This window comes from Acidovorax sp. sif0632 (genome assembly GCF_019218805.1).
Classification (GTDB): domain Bacteria; phylum Pseudomonadota; class Gammaproteobacteria; order Burkholderiales; family Burkholderiaceae_C; genus Acidovorax; species Acidovorax facilis.
This window is the reverse complement of record NZ_JAHUWW010000002.1, coordinates 822,448-839,619: the sequence shown is the minus strand read 5'-3', so window position 1 is coordinate 839,619 and position 17,172 is coordinate 822,448. Positions and strand designations below refer to the sequence as shown.

At 65.0% G+C, this 17,172-nt stretch carries 20 protein-coding genes; 11 read left to right on the top strand and 9 right to left on the bottom strand.

Annotated features, from left to right (window positions below):
• Positions 1-48: 48 nt before the first annotated feature.
• The 11 genes from KW832_RS09120 to KW832_RS09070 all read left to right on the top strand — a co-directional run bounded on the left by KW832_RS09120 (position 49) and on the right by KW832_RS09070 (position 11,050).
• Entirely contained in the window at positions 49-852 is an 804-nt protein-coding gene (locus KW832_RS09120; RefSeq protein ID WP_055393880.1) for a sulfite exporter TauE/SafE family protein, read from the top strand.
• A gap of 29 nt (positions 853-881) precedes the next feature.
• Positions 882-2,666, top strand: coding sequence for a nitrite/sulfite reductase (locus tag KW832_RS09115; RefSeq protein WP_218299622.1), 1,785 nt, complete (start codon positions 882-884; stop codon positions 2,664-2,666).
• A gap of 192 nt (positions 2,667-2,858) precedes the next feature.
• The gene (locus tag KW832_RS09110; protein ID WP_370460173.1) at positions 2,859-3,254 is read left to right on the top strand and encodes a DUF934 domain-containing protein; all 396 of its coding nucleotides are present in this window, start codon (positions 2,859-2,861) and stop codon (positions 3,252-3,254) included.
• Between the two features lie 25 nt (positions 3,255-3,279).
• Complete coding sequence (locus tag KW832_RS09105; RefSeq protein ID WP_121506681.1) at positions 3,280-3,903, top strand: phosphoadenosine phosphosulfate reductase family protein; 624 nt, start codon at positions 3,280-3,282, stop codon at positions 3,901-3,903.
• A 19-nt stretch (positions 3,904-3,922) separates the two neighbouring features.
• Positions 3,923-4,891 carry a sulfate adenylyltransferase subunit CysD gene (cysD, locus tag KW832_RS09100; protein ID WP_121419839.1) on the top strand — a complete coding sequence of 323 codons (969 nt, stop codon included), beginning with the start codon at positions 3,923-3,925 and terminating at the stop codon, positions 4,889-4,891.
• The gene (locus KW832_RS09095; protein WP_055393872.1) at positions 4,891-6,255 is read left to right on the top strand and encodes a sulfate adenylyltransferase subunit 1; all 1,365 of its coding nucleotides are present in this window, start codon (positions 4,891-4,893) and stop codon (positions 6,253-6,255) included. Before cysD ends, KW832_RS09095 begins: the two co-directional genes overlap by 1 nt.
• A gap of 114 nt (positions 6,256-6,369) precedes the next feature.
• Positions 6,370-6,699, top strand: a complete 330-nt coding sequence (fdxA, locus tag KW832_RS09090; RefSeq protein ID WP_055393870.1) for a ferredoxin FdxA — start codon at positions 6,370-6,372, stop codon at positions 6,697-6,699.
• A 124-nt stretch (positions 6,700-6,823) separates the two neighbouring features.
• A complete protein-coding gene (locus tag KW832_RS09085; protein WP_218299621.1) occupies positions 6,824-7,879 on the top strand; it encodes an NAD(P)/FAD-dependent oxidoreductase in 1,056 nt (351 codons plus the stop codon).
• A gap of 129 nt (positions 7,880-8,008) precedes the next feature.
• Entirely contained in the window at positions 8,009-8,368 is a 360-nt protein-coding gene (locus KW832_RS09080; protein WP_176885704.1) for a nuclear transport factor 2 family protein, read from the top strand.
• Positions 8,369-8,380: 12 nt separating this feature from the next.
• A complete protein-coding gene (locus KW832_RS25895) occupies positions 8,381-9,262 on the top strand; it encodes a helix-turn-helix domain-containing protein (RefSeq protein ID WP_218299620.1) in 882 nt (293 codons plus the stop codon).
• Between the two features lie 168 nt (positions 9,263-9,430).
• The gene (locus KW832_RS09070; protein ID WP_218299619.1) at positions 9,431-11,050 is read left to right on the top strand and encodes a recombinase family protein; all 1,620 of its coding nucleotides are present in this window, start codon (positions 9,431-9,433) and stop codon (positions 11,048-11,050) included.
• A 188-nt stretch (positions 11,051-11,238) separates the two neighbouring features.
• Here KW832_RS09070 and KW832_RS09065 read toward each other — a convergent pair whose 3' ends face one another.
• Genes KW832_RS09065 through KW832_RS09025 form a run of 9 tightly spaced genes read right to left on the bottom strand, consistent with a single transcriptional unit; the run spans position 11,239 to position 17,170 of the window.
• Complete coding sequence (locus KW832_RS09065) at positions 11,239-11,781, bottom strand: hypothetical protein (protein WP_218299618.1); 543 nt, start codon at positions 11,779-11,781, stop codon at positions 11,239-11,241.
• Positions 11,778-12,236, bottom strand: a complete 459-nt coding sequence (locus tag KW832_RS09060; RefSeq protein WP_218299617.1) for a D-Ala-D-Ala carboxypeptidase family metallohydrolase — start codon at positions 12,234-12,236, stop codon at positions 11,778-11,780. Before KW832_RS09060 ends, KW832_RS09065 begins: the two co-directional genes overlap by 4 nt.
• Entirely contained in the window at positions 12,233-12,517 is a 285-nt protein-coding gene (locus KW832_RS09055; protein WP_218299616.1) for a hypothetical protein, read from the bottom strand. The genes KW832_RS09060 and KW832_RS09055 overlap by 4 nt, the downstream gene beginning before the upstream one ends.
• The gene (locus KW832_RS09050) at positions 12,514-12,897 is read right to left on the bottom strand and encodes a hypothetical protein (RefSeq protein ID WP_255577587.1); all 384 of its coding nucleotides are present in this window, start codon (positions 12,895-12,897) and stop codon (positions 12,514-12,516) included. Before KW832_RS09050 ends, KW832_RS09055 begins: the two co-directional genes overlap by 4 nt.
• Positions 12,890-13,585 carry a hypothetical protein gene (locus KW832_RS09045; RefSeq protein WP_218299615.1) on the bottom strand — a complete coding sequence of 232 codons (696 nt, stop codon included), beginning with the start codon at positions 13,583-13,585 and terminating at the stop codon, positions 12,890-12,892. Before KW832_RS09045 ends, KW832_RS09050 begins: the two co-directional genes overlap by 8 nt.
• Positions 13,582-14,064, bottom strand: a complete 483-nt coding sequence (locus KW832_RS09040) for a hypothetical protein (protein ID WP_218299614.1) — start codon at positions 14,062-14,064, stop codon at positions 13,582-13,584. Before KW832_RS09040 ends, KW832_RS09045 begins: the two co-directional genes overlap by 4 nt.
• Entirely contained in the window at positions 14,061-14,567 is a 507-nt protein-coding gene (locus KW832_RS09035) for a hypothetical protein (RefSeq protein WP_218299613.1), read from the bottom strand. Before KW832_RS09035 ends, KW832_RS09040 begins: the two co-directional genes overlap by 4 nt.
• 9 nt (positions 14,568-14,576) lie before the next feature.
• Entirely contained in the window at positions 14,577-16,265 is a 1,689-nt protein-coding gene (locus KW832_RS09030) for a hypothetical protein (protein WP_218299612.1), read from the bottom strand.
• Complete coding sequence (locus KW832_RS09025) at positions 16,265-17,170, bottom strand: carbohydrate-binding protein (protein ID WP_218299611.1); 906 nt, start codon at positions 17,168-17,170, stop codon at positions 16,265-16,267. Before KW832_RS09025 ends, KW832_RS09030 begins: the two co-directional genes overlap by 1 nt.
• Between the last annotated feature and the right edge of the window lie 2 nt (positions 17,171-17,172).

Here is a 17,172-nt window from a genome sequence, read left to right as displayed (position 1 = left end):
GCGAAACAATAGTTTGCTTCCATAAGCCTCTCCCCTACATTCGCACCCATGCATGAATTGGCGTTTGTTTTTGCGGGCTTTGCGGTCGGGCTGATTGTGGGCCTGACCGGCGTGGGCGGTGGCTCGCTGATGACGCCGATCCTGATTTTCTTCTTTGGCATCAAGCCCCACATGGCCGTGGGCACCGACCTGCTGTTCGCGGCCTTCACCAAGATGGGCGGCACCGTCAGCCTGGCCCGACAGCGCCTGGTGCCCTGGAAAGTGGTGGGCCAGCTTTGCGCAGGCAGCATTCCGGCCGCGTTGCTGGCGCTGTGGGCGCTCAAGGTGATGGGCCCGGCCAGCAGCACCGCGCAGCGTGTGATGACCACCACCCTGGGTTTTGCCCTGCTGCTGACGGCAGCGGCCACGCTCTATAAGGTGGTGGCGTTTTCTGCCCAGCGCCAAGCGGCCGAAGCCGCAGCCCGCAAGAGCCACACGGGCGACCCCACACGCCCTCGCCACTGGAGCCTGCCCGTGCTGATGGGTGCCGTCATCGGTACGCTGGTCACCTTTACCTCGGTGGGCGCGGGCGCCATTGGCGTCACGGTGTTGCTGCTGGTCTACCCCATGCTGCCCCTGCCGCGCATCATTGGTGCAGACATTGCGTACGCCGTGCCCCTGACTCTGGTGGCGGGCCTCGGACACGCCTCGCTGGGCTCGGTGGACTGGCCTTTGCTTGCACAATTGCTGGCTGGCTCACTGCCGGGCATCTGGCTGGGTTCGCGCCTGGTGACCCGCACGCCTGAGCGCCTGATTCGCTCCATCCTCTCGCTGTTGCTCGCCTGGGCGGGCTTCAAACTGATCTTGATTTGAGTTGCACGCACTGAACTGCACTGACCACGATGTACCAATACACAGAATTCGACCGACAATTTGTGCAACAGCGGGCACGGCAATTCCGTGACCAGCTCACGCGCTGGCAGAACGGCAAGCTGCCCGAAGACAACTTCCGCCCACTGCGCCTGCAAAACGGCTGGTATGTGCAGCGCTACGCCCCCATGCTGCGCGTAGCTGTGCCTTACGGTGAAATCGCCAGCCGCCAGCTGCGCGTGCTGGCCCAGATCGCCCGCGAATACGACGAACCCGAAGCGGCCGTCTTCAAGGCCGCCATGGAAGGCCAGGGCAAGCTGGGCACCACCTTCCTGCCCAAGAACTGCGCCCACTTCACCACCCGCACCAATGTGCAGTTCAACTGGATTCCGCTGTCCAAAAGTGCGGATGTGATGGACCTGCTGGCCACTGTGGACATGCACGGCATCCAGACCAGCGGCAACTGCATCCGCAACACCACCACCGATGCCCTGGCCGGCATTGCCGTGGACGAGATCGTGGACCCGCGCCCCTATGCGGAAATCATCCGCCAGTGGACCACGCTGCACCCCGAGTTCGCTTTTTTACCGCGCAAGTTCAAGATCGCCATCAGCGGGGCCAAGGACGACCGCGCCGCAACGGGCTGGCACGACGTGGGCCTGCACCTGCTCAAGAATGAGCAGGGCGAGATCGGCTTCAAGGTGTTTGTGGGCGGTGGCATGGGTCGCACGCCGGTGATTGGCACCGTGATCCGCGAGTTCCTGCCCTGGAACCAGATCATGAATTACATCGAGGCCATCGTGCGCGTGTACAACGAGCACGGCCGCCGCGACAACAAGTACAAGGCCCGCATCAAGATTTTGGTCAAGGCCGAAGGCCAGCAGTACATCGACGATGTGGAAGAAGAGTACCGCCAGATCGTCGAGATCGACGGTGGCCCCCACACCATTCCGCAGGCTGAGTTTGACCGCGTGGCCGCCTGCTTTGTGACGCCGAAGCTGGCCAACATTGCCGATGTGCCCCCCGCAGCACTGCAGGCATCGCTGGACGCCCTGGCGGCAGAGCACGTGATGTTCGGCCGCTGGCTGCAGCGCAATGTGCACCCGCACCAAAACCCGCAACTGCGCGCCGTCACACTGTCGTTCAAGCGCCCCGGCCAGTCGCCGGGTGATGCGACCAGCGAACAACTGATCGCCCTGGCTGACCTGGTGGACAAATACTCCGCCGGAGAAGCCCGCGTGACGCACGACCAGAACGTGCTGCTGCCCTGGGTGCACGCCAGCCGCCTGTTTGACCTGTGGCAAGAAGCCAAGGCCCTGGGCCTGGCCAGCGCTAACGTGCAGTTGCTCACCGACATGATCGCCTGCCCCGGCGGCGACTTCTGCGCGCTGGCCAACGCCCGCTCGCTGCCGATTGCCGAGGCCATCACCCAGCGCTACCAGGACCTGGACGAGCTGGACGACATCGGCGAGATCGACCTGCACATCAGCGGCTGCATCAACAGCTGCGGCCACCACCACAGCGGCCACATCGGCATCCTGGGCGTGGATAAGGACGGCAAGGAGTGGTACCAGGTCACGCTGGGCGGCTCCGATGGTTCCGACCTGTCGGGCGCTGCCGTGGCGGGCAAGGTGATCGGCCCCTCGTTCTCTGCGGCCGAAGTGCCCGACGTGATCGAGGCTGTACTCAGCACCTACCGCGACCTGCGTGAAAGCGGCGAGACCTTCCAGAACACCGTGCGCCGCACCGGCCTGGACCCGTTCAAGGAAGCCGCCAAGCTTGCCCGCCACAAAGACGAAACCCTGGCCACAGCCTAAGAGGCTGAGAGTCTTTTTCCTATGCCCGCCTTGCACGCCAAAACACCGCTGCTCGTCGTTGCAAATGCGCGCCATAGCCCGAGCTATGGCCGTGCTTTGCGCCTCGATCAGCGGCGTTTTGACGCACCTTTCGGGCACTCGAAAAAAACTCCCAGCCTCTGAAGCCGCCGTGCCACCGAAATCCGAACGATGATGAACCTGACACTTCTTGCATCCCACGAACACCAGCCCCCGGCGGAAGGCGACGCCCGCGTGGTGGCGTTGGCCAACGATGCCGACGCCACAGCCCTGCCGCTGGAAGGCGTGGAACGCGTGGACCTGCACTTCCCCAACTTCACCGATGGCCGTGCGTTCAGCCAGGCCTTTTTGCTGCGCCGCCGCCGTGGCTTTGCTGGCGAAATCCGCGCCACGGGTGATGTGCTGATCGACCAACTGGTGCAGATGCAGCGCACGGGCTTTAGCAGCGCGGTGCTGGCCGAGGGGGTGGATGCCGCCGATGCCCAGCGCCAGTTTGAACTGTTCCCAGGCTTCTACCAGGGCGACGCCGTCAATCCCCAGCCACTGTTTGCCCACCGCGCCGCCGCCTGAGAACCCAACCCACAAGCCCTGCACCATGAGCCAAATCGATCTCGCACGCATCAACGCCGACCTCGGCCGCAACGCACCAGACCTGGTGGCCTGGGCGCTGGGGCTGGGCCAGCCCGCCATCGTCACCACCAACTTCCGCCCCTTTGAGGCAGTGATCCTGCACATGGTCACGCAAGTCAACCCTGACGTGCCCGTGGTGTGGATGGACAACGGTTACAACACCGAAGCCACCTACCGCTTTGCCGACGAGGTGACAAAGCAACTGGGCCTGAAGCTGCAGATCTACCTGCCACGCCGCTCACGCGCGCACCGTGAAGCCGTGGAAGGCGCCACCCCCGCGCTGGACGACCCACGCCACGCAGCCTTTACCGAAGAAGTGAAGCTGGAGCCCTTTGCCCGCGCCCTGCGCGAAACGGCCCCCAAGGTGTGGTTTACCGCACTGCGCGCCACCGACACCGCCGTGCGTGCACAGATGGACCCGGTCAGCATCAACCCTGACGGCCTGATCAAGGTCGCGCCGCTGCTGCACTGGTCGTCCAAGGAGCTGCACGAATACTGCGTGAAGCACGGCCTGCCCAACAACTTTGACTACGTGGACCCCACCAAGGGCGAAGACAACCGCGAGTGCGGTTTGCATCTGGCCCACTGACTCCACTGCAGCACCGACCATGAACACCCGGACCGATACCGCGCTGCTTGAGAAGAAAACCAACGATATGAGCTACCACCTGAACAACTCGCACCTCGACGCCCTGGAAGAAGAAACCATCTTCATCCTGCGCGAAGTGGCTGCCGCCTTTGAACGCCCTGCCTTGCTGTTTTCGGGCGGCAAGGATTCGCTGGTCATGCTCAAGTGCGCCGAAAAGGCCTTTGGCACCAAGGCCAGCGGCGGCGGCATTCCCTACCCGCTGCTCATGATCGACACGGGCCACAACTTCCCCGAAGTGACGGATTTTCGCGACTTCCGCGCCAAGGAACTCGGTGCTGAACTCATCGTGCGCAATGTCGAAGACTCCATGGCACGCGGCACCGTGCGACTGGCCCACCCCGGCGAATCGCGCAACGTGCACCAGTCCGTCACGCTGCTCGAAGCGATCGAGGAATTCCGCTTTGACGCCCTGATCGGCGGCGCCCGCCGCGATGAAGAAAAGGCACGCGCCAAAGAGCGCATCTTCAGCCACCGCGACAGTTTTGGCCAATGGCAGCCCAAGGCCCAGCGGCCTGAGCTGTGGACCCTGTTCAACACCCGCCTGCAGCCCGGCGAACACTTCCGCGTGTTCCCCATCAGCAACTGGACCGAGCTCGATGTGTGGCAGTACATCGACCGCGAACAGATCGGCCTGCCCAGCATCTACTACACGCACAAGCGCCAGGTGGTGGACCGCAAGGGCCTGCTGATGCCCGTGACCGAGCTGACACCGCCGCGTGAAGGCGACGTGGTCGAGACACGCGACGTGCGCTTTCGCACCGTGGGCGACATCACCTGCACCGCACCGGTGGAGAGCACCGCCGCCACCCCGGCCGAGATCGTCATCGAGACCCTGGCCGCCGACGTGAGCGAGCGCGGTGCCACCCGCATGGACGACAAGACCAGCGATGCCTCGATGGAAAAGCGCAAGAAAGACGGGTACTTCTGATGACCACTATGAATTCGATAGCTTCCAGCGCAATCCCTACAAGCGCTACAGGAAAAAATGACCACATTTCCGCGCTCAAGTTCATCACCTGCGGCAGCGTCGACGACGGCAAGAGCACGCTGATCGGCCGTCTGCTGGTGGACAGCAAGGCCGTGCTGCAGGACCACCTGGCTGGCGTTCAGCGCCAGGGTGAGACCGACCTGGCCCTGCTGACCGACGGCCTGAGCGCCGAGCGCGAACAGGGCATCACCATCGACGTGGCCTACCGCTACTTCGCCACCGAAGAGCGCAAGTTCATCATTGGCGATGCACCCGGCCACGAGCAATACACCCGCAACATGGTCACCGCCGCCAGCAGCGCCGACGCCGCCGTGGTGCTGGTCGATGCCACCAAGCTCGACTGGAAGAACCCCGGCCTGGCCCTGCTGCCGCAAACCCGCCGCCACAGCCTGCTGGCCCACCTGCTGCGCGTGCACTCGCTGGTGTTTGCCGTCAACAAGCTCGACGCGGTGGAAGACCCCGCGCTGGCGTGGCAGCACATCCAGGGCGCGTTGCAATCCTTTGCCCAAGCGGCAGGCATCACCGTGCGCGCCATGGTGCCGGTGTCGGCCCTCAAGGGCTGGAACGTGGTGGACGCCCATGCGGGCTGGTGCGGTTATGACGGCCCCACGCTGCTGCAAGTGCTGGAAGCACTGCCCAACACCCCCGCAGACTCAGCGCTGGCACCGGCCTTCCCGGTGCAGTGGGTCGAGAAATTCTCGTCGTCCTCCGACACCTCGCAAGGCCGCCGTGTGTTCTGGGGCCGCGTGGCTGCGGGCAGCTTTGCGCCCGGTACCGCTGTACAGATCTTCCCCAGCGGCCAGCTGGCGACCGTGGCGCAAGTGCTGGACCATGCCCGTCGCCCCAAGGACGTGCCCGCAGGCACCAGCGCCGGCATCATTCTGGACCGCGAGGTGGATGTCTCGCGGGGCGACTGGATTCTGGCGGCGCCTGCCGTCGCCACCCCCGCCGAAGACGACTTCGACACGCCCGCCAGCGTGCCTGCGTGGCCCGCCAGCCGCGAGCTGCGCACCACGGTGGCCTGGATGGACGACGAGCCCCTGGTCGCAGGCCGCGTGTACTGGGCGCTGCACGGCCACCGCTGGGTCAAGGCCAAGGTCAAGGCCGTGGTGCACAAGCTCAACATCAACACGCTGGCCGAAGAAGCCGCCACCCAGCTGGACCCCAATGCCATCGGCCATGTCGACCTGCTGCTGCAAGAGGCGATTCCGGCCGCCCCCTTTGGCAAAGCCCGGGTGCTCGGATCGCTGATCCTGGTGGACACCGCGAGCCACAAAACGGCCGGTGCCGTGCTGGTCAACTGATCTAGATCAGCGCCCGTAACCCCAGTCACCCCATCGGGGTGAGGGGCCCTGTAACCAAAGGTCGGTGAAAGCTTCTAAAATTGAGGGTTTTCACCGACCCACACAACTCCTGTCATGACCCACGTCGTCTCCGAAAACTGCATCAAGTGCAAGTACACCGATTGTGTGGACGTGTGCCCCGTGGACTGCTTCCGCGAAGGCCCGAACATGCTTGTCATCGACCCCGATGAATGCATCGACTGCGCCGTCTGCATCCCCGAATGCCCGGCCAACGCCATCTTTGCCGAAGAAGATCTGCCGGCCGACCAGATTGCTTTCATCAAGCTCAACGCCGACTTGGCCTTTGCCGACGGCTGGAAGAGCATCACCAAGCGCAAGCCGGCGCTGCCCGACGCCGACGAATGGAACGGCAAGCCGGGCAAGGTCAACGAACTGGTCAAGTGACCCCCCTGAGTCGCTTCGCGCCATCCCCCAAGGGGGACGCCACCAGTGGCCTGGCAAAGCCAGTTCCACGGTGGCACAGGTCTTTGGCAGCGCCAGTTTCGGGCGCTGCGCGCGTGGCTTGAGCATGATTCAAGAAACCGACGCTGTCGTCATCGGCGCGGGTCCCGTGGGCCTGTTCCAGGTCTTCCAGCTGGGCCTGCAAGGCATCACCGCCCATGTCATCGACGCCCTGCCCCATGCGGGCGGCCAGTGCGTCGAGCTGTACGGCGACAAACCCATCTACGACATCCCCGGCATCCCCGTGTGCACCGGGCGCGAGCTGGCTGGCCTGCTGCTTGAGCAGATCGCGCCGTTCAAGACCCAGTGGCACCTGAACACGCTGGTGTCGGCGCTCACCGCGCAGGCCGATGGGCGCCTGCTGGTCCAAACCTCCCAGGGCGCACAACTGCTGGCCCGGACGGTGTTCATTGCTGCCGGTGTGGGCGCCTTTGTGCCACGCACGCTCAAGGTGGACGGCATCGAGCGCTTTGTGGGCACCCAGGTCCACTACCAGAACCTGCCCGCCAGCGTGGGTGTGGCTGGGCGCCATGTGGTCGTGCACGGCGGCGACGAGCCCGCGGTAGCCCGCGCCGTGGAACTGGCCGAACAAGGCCAGGCCGCACGCGTCAGCCTGCTGCACCGCCGCGATGTGTTTCACGCCCCGGATGCTCTGCTGCAGCGCCTGCAGCAACTGCGCGATGCGGGCCGCATCCATGTCGAGTCTGCGCAGATCACCGGCATTGAAACCGCTGGCGACCAGCTGACCGCCTTGCAGGTCGTGGACGCCGATGGCAGCACCCGCGCCCTGGCAATCGACCTGCTGGTGGCCGTGCTCGGCATCTCGCCCCGCCTCGGCCCCATCGCCGACTGGGGCCTGGCCATGGACCGCAAACAGCTGGTGGTGGACACCGAGGCCTTCCGCACCAGCGTGCCCGGAATCTACGCCGTGGGCGACATCAACACCTACCCCGGCAAACGCAAGCTCATCCTGTGCGGCTTCCACGAAGCCACGCTAGCCGCCTTTGGCGCCGCCGAGGCGCTCAAGGGCGACAAGGTGGCGCTGCAGTACACCACCACGAGCCCAAGGCTGCACCAGCTGCTGGGTGTGGCTCCGGCGTCTGTGCCTTCCGCCAGCACGTAGTCCAGGCGAGTCGGGGCACCGTCGTTTCGTGCCCAAACGACGCGCCCACAAATAAGCACAAAATGTCAAAAAGGCGCTCAAGCGCCCGGCACGATGGCGTCTCCATTCACCGCCCATCAGGAGCACACCATGAGCCAACAACCCCTTCAATCCATCTGGGACACCTACACCGCGTCGTGGAAAACCGACTCGGCTGCAGACAGGGAAGCCCTGTTTTCCCAGTCCCTCGACCCCGCCTGCACCTACAACGACCCGCTGGCCACCGCCCAGGGCTGGGACCAATTGACGGCCTACATGGACAACTTTCACAGTCAGGTCCCCGGCGGGCATTTTGTGACCCACTATTTCGCCAGCCACAACCAGCAGAGCATCGCCAAATGGAACATGGTGGATGGCAGCGGGCAGGTGATCGGGGAAGGCGTGAGCTACGGCCGGTACAACGACCAGAACCGGCTGGTTGCGATGACCGGTTTCTTTGAAACCCCTTGAACGGACGCCACCGTGCTTTATCTCCGGCAAATCCAGGAGGGCATCGATTTCATCGAGGCCCATCTCGAATCCGATATCCAGCTTTCCGAGGTGGCACGGGCTGCGGGGATGAGCCAGTGGCACTTCCAGCGGATCTTCAAGGCGCTGACCAACGAAACCTTGAAGACCTACATCCGCTCGCGCCGGTTCTCGCGGGCGCTGGAGCAGTTGACCAACACGCGGCTGAGCGTGCTCGACATTGCGCTGGCGTCGGGGTACGAGACACAGGAGAGTTTCACGCGAGCGTTCCGTGATTGCTTTCGGCTCACACCGTCGCAGTACCGCAAGATGGGCAACCGCTCGCTGTTCGTGCGCAAGATCCGGTTTGACGAAAGCTACCTCGCACACATTCACCACAACATCTCGCTGGAACCCGACATCCAGCAGCAGCCCGCCATGCAATTGGTCGGGCTGCCCACCGACTACTACGGCATCGATTCCGAAAAAAACAACCTGGGCCAGAAACTGCCGCCCCTGTGGGCGAAGTTTCTGCCCCGGTTGGGCGAGATTGCGAACACCGTGCCCGGGGTCTGTTATGGCGTCGTGGCCCCGGCGGGGCCGCACACGGAAGAGCTGCGCTACCTGGCCTGCATCGAAGTGAGGGACCCCGGTGCGCTGCCACCGGGCATGGTGGCCATGGAAATCCCCGCGTCCACCTATGCACGCTTCACCCACAGGGGTCCTGCCCAGAACGTCGATGCGACGGTGAACTACATCTACGCCAGCTGGCTGCTGTCGGCCAGCCAGTCGCACAGCCTGGGGCCGGATCTGGAAATCTACGGCTCGCAATACCACCCGACGTCCGCTGACTCCGTGATGTACTACGCCATCCCCATCATCCACGCCGGGCGCTGACCCACCCTCTACAATGGCAACCGCGCTCCTTCGGGGGCGCCATCGCTAGGGGTGTCGAGACCGGCCTGCCGGAACCGACTGAGAGAGTCCCTTTGAACCTGATTGAGATCAGCCTCAAGCCACTTTAAGTAAACTCGCGCCTCCATCATGAATCGGGGAGGCGATCACATGCGGGAACGGGTTTACAGCTACCTGCGGTTTTCTGACGCCAAGCAGGCAGAGGGATACAGCACCGAACGCCAAACAGCCTACGCCGAAGCGTGGGCCAAAGAGCATGGCCTGCAGCTCGATGCCGAACTGAGCATGCGCGATGAGGGCCTGTCGGCCTACCACCAGACGCACGTCAAGCGCGGCGCGCTGGGTGTGTTCCTGGCGGCCGTGGAGTCTGGCCACGTGCCCACCGGCTCGGTGCTGGTGGTGGAGGGCCTGGACCGCCTGTCCCGCGCTGAGCCCATCCAGGCGCAGGCACAGCTCGCCTCCATCATCAACGCTGGCATCACCGTGGTGACGGCCAGCGATAACAAGGTGTACAGCCGGGAGCGCCTGAAGGCCAACCCCATGGATCTGGTGTACAGCCTATTGGTGATGATCCGTGCGCACGAGGAGAGCGACACAAAAAGCAAGCGCGTACGCGATGCCATCCGGCGCCAGTGCCTCGGGTGGCAGTCGGGAGCCTTCCGTGGCTTGGTGCGATACGGGCAGGCCCCCAGCTGGCTGCGCGTGGTGGACGGGCAGTGGCAAGCCATCCCCGAGCGCGTGGCCGCTCTGCGCGCTGCCGTGGCCATGTTCCTGCGCGGCCTGGGCTCGGGCACTATCGCCAAACGACTGCACGAAGAAGGCCTCACCATCAGCGGTAAGGTGCCTTCATCAGGCCACCTGGTGCGCCTGCTGCCCCACCCTGCCCTGGTGGGCGACAAGCACGTGGAGCTGGACGGTGAAACTTACGTGCTGGCCAACTACTACCCGCCGGTCATCAGCCGCGAAGAGCAAGCCCAGGTGCTACAGGCCTTAGGCCAGCGCGGCCGCAGGCGAGTGAAGGGGGATATCCCGTCAATGATCACCGGCATGAGCATCACGGTGTGCGGCTACTGCGGTGCGCCGATGAAGGCGCAGACCATGGCCAACAAGCGCAAGGCGGACGGCACTATCCTCGACTGCAACCGGCGGCTGCAGTGCACACGCGTGAACCATGGCGAGCGCTGCAGCGTGGCGGGGTCTTGCTCGGTGGTGCCCATTGAGCGCGCCATCATGGGCTATTGCTCTGACCTGGTGAACCTGCAGGCCCTGAGTCGTGGCGACCGCACTGCAGCTCCACGCGCCGACTTGGCTGCCGCACACGCCAGGCTGCTGGAGATTGAAAACCAGCTCACGCGACTGACCGATGCTCTGCTGCAGGCCGACGCTGGCCAGGCCCCCGCCACGTTCCTGAAACGAGCCCGCGAGCTGGAAGCAGAGCGCGCCGCCTGGCAAGACCGCGCGGCCGCAGCAGAGCGCGACCTCGCCGAATCGGCGCGCGCTGACATAGAGGGGGTGGAACAGGTTTGGCAGTCGCTGGCTAAAGGCGTTTTGGAGCTGGACATGGACGCCCGCCTGCAGGCCCGCCAGCTGGTGGCTGATACTTTTGAACGCATCACCGTGTACCACAAGGGTGCCCAGCGCGACAACCCGCGCGGGGTTATCGACGTGCTACTGGTGGCTAAGGGCGGGCACAGCCGTCTACTGAGCGTGGATGCGACCGGTGCCTGGCTGGCTGGCGAGGTGATGGAAGGCGAAACTGCAATCGAATAGGCGTCAATCAATGCGCGGCAGCGCCCCCTCATCCCGCACCGGATAGCACCCCCGCCCCACCCGTTCCCGCAGCTCCCTCTCCAGCTCGCGCTGGTCTCGCCGAAGGCGCTCATTAAATTGTTTGATGGCCCTGCGGCCGGGGCCAGGGCGGGCGCCCTGGTGGGGTGCATGCGTGTGCACGGCGGCCATCACTGCGCCCCCTGCTGGCGGCGCTCCTCGATGTCCAGGATCTGGTTGACCTGGCTGGCCAGCGCATCGTGCTGTGTTTTACAGATGGCTATCCACTCTGCGGTATCCCGCTCACTGGCGTAGCCGGTGCTAGGGGTATGGTCAGTTTCAGGGGCGGCAACGGCTGCGGCCGCGCCCGCAGGTTGGCTGGCAGGGGTTCGTAACCCGAGCGAACTTGCGGCGCCGAGGTTGTTGAGCATGCCGACAGTGCGAGCGTCAAGGCACTGGCGATCAGCAGACAGGGTAGCGATTTGCGCACGGGCGTCTCCCAGCTTGTTGGATAGGGTGGCCACCGTGGCCGCGTGGCGGCCGCTGGCGGTGTCGTTGAACTGGCGCTGCTGCCTAGCATCGGTTTGCCGGGCCTCTTCGGCCTGGCGCTCGATCTCCATCCGCTGCGCTTCTTTGGCGCCCCAGCGCCATTCCTGCACGCGCCAGGCGCCGGTGGCGGCGATGGCAGCGGCCACCAGGGCTGTGGCGGCGTAGGTGTAAAGGCCGGGGATCATGGCAACTCCTGAATGCCCAGCTGGGCGCCCTTGTCGGTGATCGTGATCACCCGGTTGGCAGGCTTGTCGGGTATGCGGGTGCTGACGTGCACCCACTGCTTGCCCTTCACGCCCTCCAGGATCAGCTGGCCAATGCCCAGCACCGACACCAGCGGGGCCAGGGTGCGGGCGATCTGGGTGGGGGTGCCGTAGCCTGGCGCCACGATGTCGGCCGCGTGGCCCTGGGTGTGGTCGCTGCTGGTGACACCGCCCACGGCCGTATTGAGCTGGCGGCCACGGTAGCCGCTGGTCACGGTGATGGGCGCGTTCAGCGTGCTACGGATGCGTTCCAGCATCTCGGCAGTGAGCACCAGGCGCGGCACGATCTCGGGCGGGGGCGTGTTGTCCAGCCCGAGCTGGCGCGCCTTGTTGCTGGCTGTCAGTTCAGACAGCGTGAAGTGCGGGGTGAGTTTCATGGGGTGCCTTCCTTGTTGAATTGCCAGGGCGTGCCGCCCGACCAGTAATGCGATGTCACCAGCTGCACCTGGACAATTGCGAGCGCCAGGACCACGCCGAACCACTCCAGACGCCAACCGATGAAAGGCCAGGGCACGCCCAGGCCCGCCACGGTGCCGAGCGTGAGGAACGCGAACCGGATACCGGCACGCGTCTCGCTGGTAGTCCGCTGCATGCGGCAGAAGACGGTGAAAAAGAGCAGCGCACAGGCCAGCTCGTGAGCGATCAGTAGTGCGTTCATGGCTTGGGCTCCTGATTGCCGCCCAAGCGGCCCGCGAGGGCCTGCAGGGCAGCGCTGACGGCGTCAAAGACCGGCCGCCATCCATTGCCCAAGGCGCCGATAGCGAACGCCACGGGAGCCCAGGCCTCATTGACGGGGATCTGCCAGCGGCTTTGCAGCACCTGAGACAGCGCGGAGGTAAGCACCACGGCAGTCAAGGTGCACCGCAAAAGCAACCAGCCACCGGCAGAACGGCTCAACGTGTCGGCAGCACTAAGGGGCCACAGCGCCCCCGACAGCGAGGCAAAGACGATCAGCACATACGGCCCGGCCATGGGGCCCAGCAGGGCAATCGACAACGCAGCCAGGCTGACGCCTGATGTAGAAGTGGGTTCAGGCATCCGGCGCCCCCCATCCCGGCAGCACCGACCAGGTCACCGGCGCCCGCAGGTCATGGCCCGCAATGGGGTACCACGCCTGTTGCCCGGTGGGCTCGTGCCACACATTGCTGACCTCATAGCCCACGCGGATGCGCAGGTGCAGCTTGCCTGCCAGCTGCTGCGTGGCCACAAGCTGCCAGGCATCGCCGCAGCGGTACACCGCCACGCCATCGCCTCGCCACACCTGCACGCCTGCAGCCAGGTCCACAGGCAAGCCCAGGCGCCAGGCGCGGTACTCGCCCGCGTTGCGGTGGTACCAGGCCTTGCGGGATTCGGGCGAACGCGGGTGGGTGCCCTTGCACCAGTAGTTGGCAGCCACTGCGGCCTGGTGCTCTGCAGAGGTGGGGTCGGGGTTGCTCCATGCGCCGGGCGCCGGGCGGCCACCAGGCCAGGGCACGTTGTCGCCGTGCGCCGTGATGTTGACCATGGGGGCAATGTCCCAGTCCGCCAGATCAGGCCGCACGTCCACCAGACGTTCGTGGTGCCAGGCCAGCAGGCGGGCGATCTTGCCGGGCTTGAACAGCCGCACCTTCCACTTGGCCCAGGTGAGGCCCTGGGCACGCTCACGCGCGCCCTGCAGGGCATTGACGGCGGCGGCATGGTAGTGGGCCGGAACACCGGCCGCCTGCAGGTGCTTGATGTAGTTCATGGGTTTCCCTTGCGCATAAAAAAACCCGCCGAGGCGGGTTGGTCTGGGGTGGTGCCGCTGGGCGGCAGCCTGGTGAGTGCGGCCCACAGGCTGCAGGGGTCAAACCGCCAGGCGTCGGGCATGCCCAGCATGGCGGCCACGGCCTCGCTGCAGAGCCACCTGGCCTTGCTGTGCCCAAGGCGGCGGGCCACAAAGCCCGCCAGGCCCAGCAGGTCATACGGCTGGCCACGGTGCTGCTGCAGCCACAGCCAGGCGTTGTCGGGGGTGCCCTGCAGCTCGATCACATCCCAGTGCGCGGGCACCAGGGCCATGTGCTTCACGCGCACGCCGCCGTCCATGAAAGAGCTGCTGGCGCAGATGGCAAGGCCGCTGGTATCAAACCCAAGCACCAGCTCACAGTGGCTGTACGGCCCGCGCAACCACCAGGAGGTGATGCGGTTGAACAGGCGCTTGCGGCCTTTGTAGAACGCGGCCTTCACAGCGTCACCGCCAAGCGGAACAGGTCGTCAATCTCCGCATCGGTCAGGCCCAGCGCAGGCGCAAGCACCGTCACAAAGCCGTGGTGGCGCTGCACTTCGTTGGAGAACTCCCACTCGATCTCTGCCTTGCGCCGCTGCGTGCTGTCTGCAATGGCCGCGATGGTGGGCGCCACGTCATCGAGCTTGCCCGCTGACAGCAGCGCCAGCCGCGCCTGCCGCATGGTGACCGATGCAGGCACCGGATTGCGTGCCAGCATTTCATCGGCCTGCAGCGCTTCCCAGTCTTCCTGCGTCAACACGGCCAGCACGCCAGGCAAGTCGGTGGCCACGCCATCAGGGCAGGTGCCAAACATTTCGGGCTTGTCCGTGGGGTAGGCGCTTTCGCGCGCCCACACATATTCCAGGCCCTCCACGGCGGGCATGGCGGGGCCATTGGCGGCGGGGGCGGCCGTCACGGGCACGCCGGTCAAGGCGTCCACATGTGTGTATTTGATGTACTGCATGGGGGCCTCTTAGATCATGCTGCGGCGGATGGCGCGGGCGTAGTTGCTAGAACCGGCGGTGGACTTACTTGCATACGTCTGCTGGCCGACGTAGGCACTGTTCGTCTCGACATACACCGCCGCAGCGTCGATGTACTCGGTGGAGGTGAAGTAGCCCACGCCCCCAGATACGCCGAACTGGAACGCCTCACTGCCCCCGGACAACCAGGGCGTCAGCGAAGTGACGGCGGGCACACCCGCTGCATAGGGATCGCGGATGGGGTCCGAGTTTCGATTTGCGCCATTGGCTGTGGTCAAGTCCGCGTACGCGCCCAGGTTCTGGTAGTTGCGCACCGCTGCTGGTCGTGCGGAAGAGTTGTTGACTAACCCGGCTGGCTTGAGGTTGCCCCACATCACTTCGAATTCATCGCGCGCTGGCAAATACCAGTCCGTGTAGCCGCCGATGTTTAGCCCCCGCGCCCAGTGCGCCAGGGGGTATACCGTGGCATCGCCCGCAGCGGTCATTGCAGTGGTCGCACGCCAGCCCTCCACCAGCGTGTGCGTGCCGGTGGGCCCGGGGGTGTTGGCATTCTTCCACGCCTTGCTGTTCGTCTCGCCCGAGGCTTTGGGCGAGACGATGACGCGATAGCGCACGTTTACCGACCAGTTCGCCCCAGACCCCGTGCCGCCAAAGGCGGTGCAGTTGATCGTGAGCGTGGTGCCCGAAGCGCCGGTAACGGTGCCGAAAAACTTATAGGTTGGGTCCACAAGGCTGCGCACCTCAACCACCTGCCCGGCATACACCAGCGGCGTGACGTGCATATTGACCGAGATGGTCATCGTGCGGGTGCCAGTTCCCAGGGTCAGCGCGGTATTGCAGGTCGCAATCTGATGCCACACCATGCCCCCGTAGTACCCCCCCTCCAGCGCAGACCCGATGGCAGGCGTGGCCGTAGGAATTGGCACGTAGCTGTTAAACGCGGCCGCAGTCGTGAAGCTGGTAGACCGCGACCATGCGGACCATGTGCCCCGACTGCTCTTGTAGCGCACGCGCCAAAAGTACAGCGTGCTGACGGCCGCCACGCCCAGCGCCAGGGTGTGCGATGTGCCGGCCGCGATTTCGCCGCTGTCGTAAGCCGGGAAGGCAAACGCATTGGAGGTGTGCATCTGCCACTGGCTGGCCGTGTGCGTGTCTGCCGTGTAGATGGTGCCAAAGGCATTGGCCGACAGCACGATGGCGGTGGTGGCGCCCACATTGACAGCGCCTTGCGCGGGCGCGGCGTTGATCGGTGTGGCCACTTCGGTCACGCCGGGGATGCGCGTCCAGTCGTTGGTCATGCCGGGCTCTGACGTGGTGACGTTGGCCAGGTTGTTGACAAGCAGCCAGAACAGGCCGCCATGCTTCACCACAGCAGGCATGTTCAGCGCGCCAACAAGGCTCGCCCATTGCCCCACGTAGTGGGCCGTGAAGCCTGCAATCTCGGCCTGCTCAGTGGCCAGCGCCACCTGCTGCTCAGCATCGCCCACGGCCTCCTGGGCGGCAATGCGGTCGGCGTCCACCAGGGCGACCTGGGCGTCGATGTAGGCACCGGCAGCGTTCAGCTCATCAACGTTCTGCGCCTCGGCCGCAATGCGGGCGTACATCTTGGCACTGAAAACGTCGGGTTCGTCGTCGGACGTGACCGCCGCAGGCCAGGGGGTAAGGTTCGGAAAAGACATCAGGTTGCTCCTAGCATTTCAATTTGCAGCAGTGAGTGGTCGCGGTGCGACTGCAGCACCCCGGCGCTGGTAAACACGCCATACACAACGTTCGCCGAGTGGGAGCGCCCGGCCACAAACAGGCAGATGGACGCGTCAATCGAGTCGAGGTACTCCAGCACCCCGTCCAGCTCGGTGTTGAGGATCAGCACCTCCTGCGAGCTTTCTTTGGCCGATGGGCGCTTTACCAGCTCCACGTCGCCAAAGTCGTTGAACTCGCGGCGGCTGTAGATGCGCCGCCCCACCTTGCCGCCGCGCAACACGCCCAGCCCAAAGCGGCGCGGCTGGCCGTACATCAGCAAGCCCACCGCAAGGCTTGGACCGCCGGTGAAGTCCACATGCAGCTGCGCCAGCGGGTAGGCGGGCAGGTTCTCAAACAGCGACAGCCCCAGGCCTTGGGACCACACGCCAAAGCACCACTCCCAAGGGTCTGAGCGGATGGGGCGGCGGCCCGGGGACTTGGTCACGTCGTACACGGTGCCGCGCACAGGGTCGATCAGCCGCACCCGTACGCCCGAGCAAGACACCACGTTCAGCGCTGCCACCATGCGCACCGCCATGCCCGGCGCAAACACGTAGCTGATGCTGTTGGCTTGCTGCGTGCGGCTGCTGTTGGAGCCATCGAACAGCCGCCACCGGTTAGTGGCCCGCACGCGCACCCACATGTCGGGGTGCAGGTCTGGCGCGTTGCCCGTGTTGTCGGCCAGGGTGTTTTCGTACACCGAGTGTTTCCACATCACCAGCGCCTTCAGCGCGTAGGCCGTGGCCGGGTTGTAGACCGCCTCATCCGCCTCTGGCACGGTGGACGAAACCAGGTGCGTTTCGGTCACCTCCATGGGCTTCATGATCAAGATGCCATCAGCCATAT

Bases quoted from the DNA above. Each gene is read 5' to 3' on its own strand.
- KW832_RS09120 (WP_055393880.1), top strand. From the start codon at position 49: ATGCATGAATTGGCGTTTGTTTTTGCGGGCTTTGCGGTCGGGCTGATT.
- KW832_RS09115 (WP_218299622.1), top strand. From the start codon at position 882: ATGTACCAATACACAGAATTCGACCGACAATTTGTGCAACAGCGGGCA.
- KW832_RS09110 (WP_370460173.1), top strand. From the start codon at position 2,859: ATGAACCTGACACTTCTTGCATCCCACGAACACCAGCCCCCGGCGGAA.
- KW832_RS09105 (WP_121506681.1), top strand. From the start codon at position 3,280: ATGAGCCAAATCGATCTCGCACGCATCAACGCCGACCTCGGCCGCAAC.
- cysD (WP_121419839.1), top strand. From the start codon at position 3,923: ATGAACACCCGGACCGATACCGCGCTGCTTGAGAAGAAAACCAACGAT.
- KW832_RS09095 (WP_055393872.1), top strand. From the start codon at position 4,891: ATGACCACTATGAATTCGATAGCTTCCAGCGCAATCCCTACAAGCGCT.
- fdxA (WP_055393870.1), top strand. From the start codon at position 6,370: ATGACCCACGTCGTCTCCGAAAACTGCATCAAGTGCAAGTACACCGAT.
- KW832_RS09085 (WP_218299621.1), top strand. From the start codon at position 6,824: ATGATTCAAGAAACCGACGCTGTCGTCATCGGCGCGGGTCCCGTGGGC.
- KW832_RS09080 (WP_176885704.1), top strand. From the start codon at position 8,009: ATGAGCCAACAACCCCTTCAATCCATCTGGGACACCTACACCGCGTCG.
- KW832_RS09070 (WP_218299619.1), top strand. From the start codon at position 9,431: ATGCGGGAACGGGTTTACAGCTACCTGCGGTTTTCTGACGCCAAGCAG.
- KW832_RS09065 (WP_218299618.1), bottom strand. From the start codon at position 11,781: ATGATCCCCGGCCTTTACACCTACGCCGCCACAGCCCTGGTGGCCGCT.
- KW832_RS09060 (WP_218299617.1), bottom strand. From the start codon at position 12,236: ATGAAACTCACCCCGCACTTCACGCTGTCTGAACTGACAGCCAGCAAC.
- KW832_RS09055 (WP_218299616.1), bottom strand. From the start codon at position 12,517: ATGAACGCACTACTGATCGCTCACGAGCTGGCCTGTGCGCTGCTCTTT.
- KW832_RS09050 (WP_255577587.1), bottom strand. From the start codon at position 12,897: ATGCCTGAACCCACTTCTACATCAGGCGTCAGCCTGGCTGCGTTGTCG.
- KW832_RS09045 (WP_218299615.1), bottom strand. From the start codon at position 13,585: ATGAACTACATCAAGCACCTGCAGGCGGCCGGTGTTCCGGCCCACTAC.
- KW832_RS09035 (WP_218299613.1), bottom strand. From the start codon at position 14,567: ATGCAGTACATCAAATACACACATGTGGACGCCTTGACCGGCGTGCCC.
- KW832_RS09030 (WP_218299612.1), bottom strand. From the start codon at position 16,265: ATGTCTTTTCCGAACCTTACCCCCTGGCCTGCGGCGGTCACGTCCGAC.
- KW832_RS09025 (WP_218299611.1), bottom strand. From the start codon at position 17,170: ATGGCTGATGGCATCTTGATCATGAAGCCCATGGAGGTGACCGAAACG.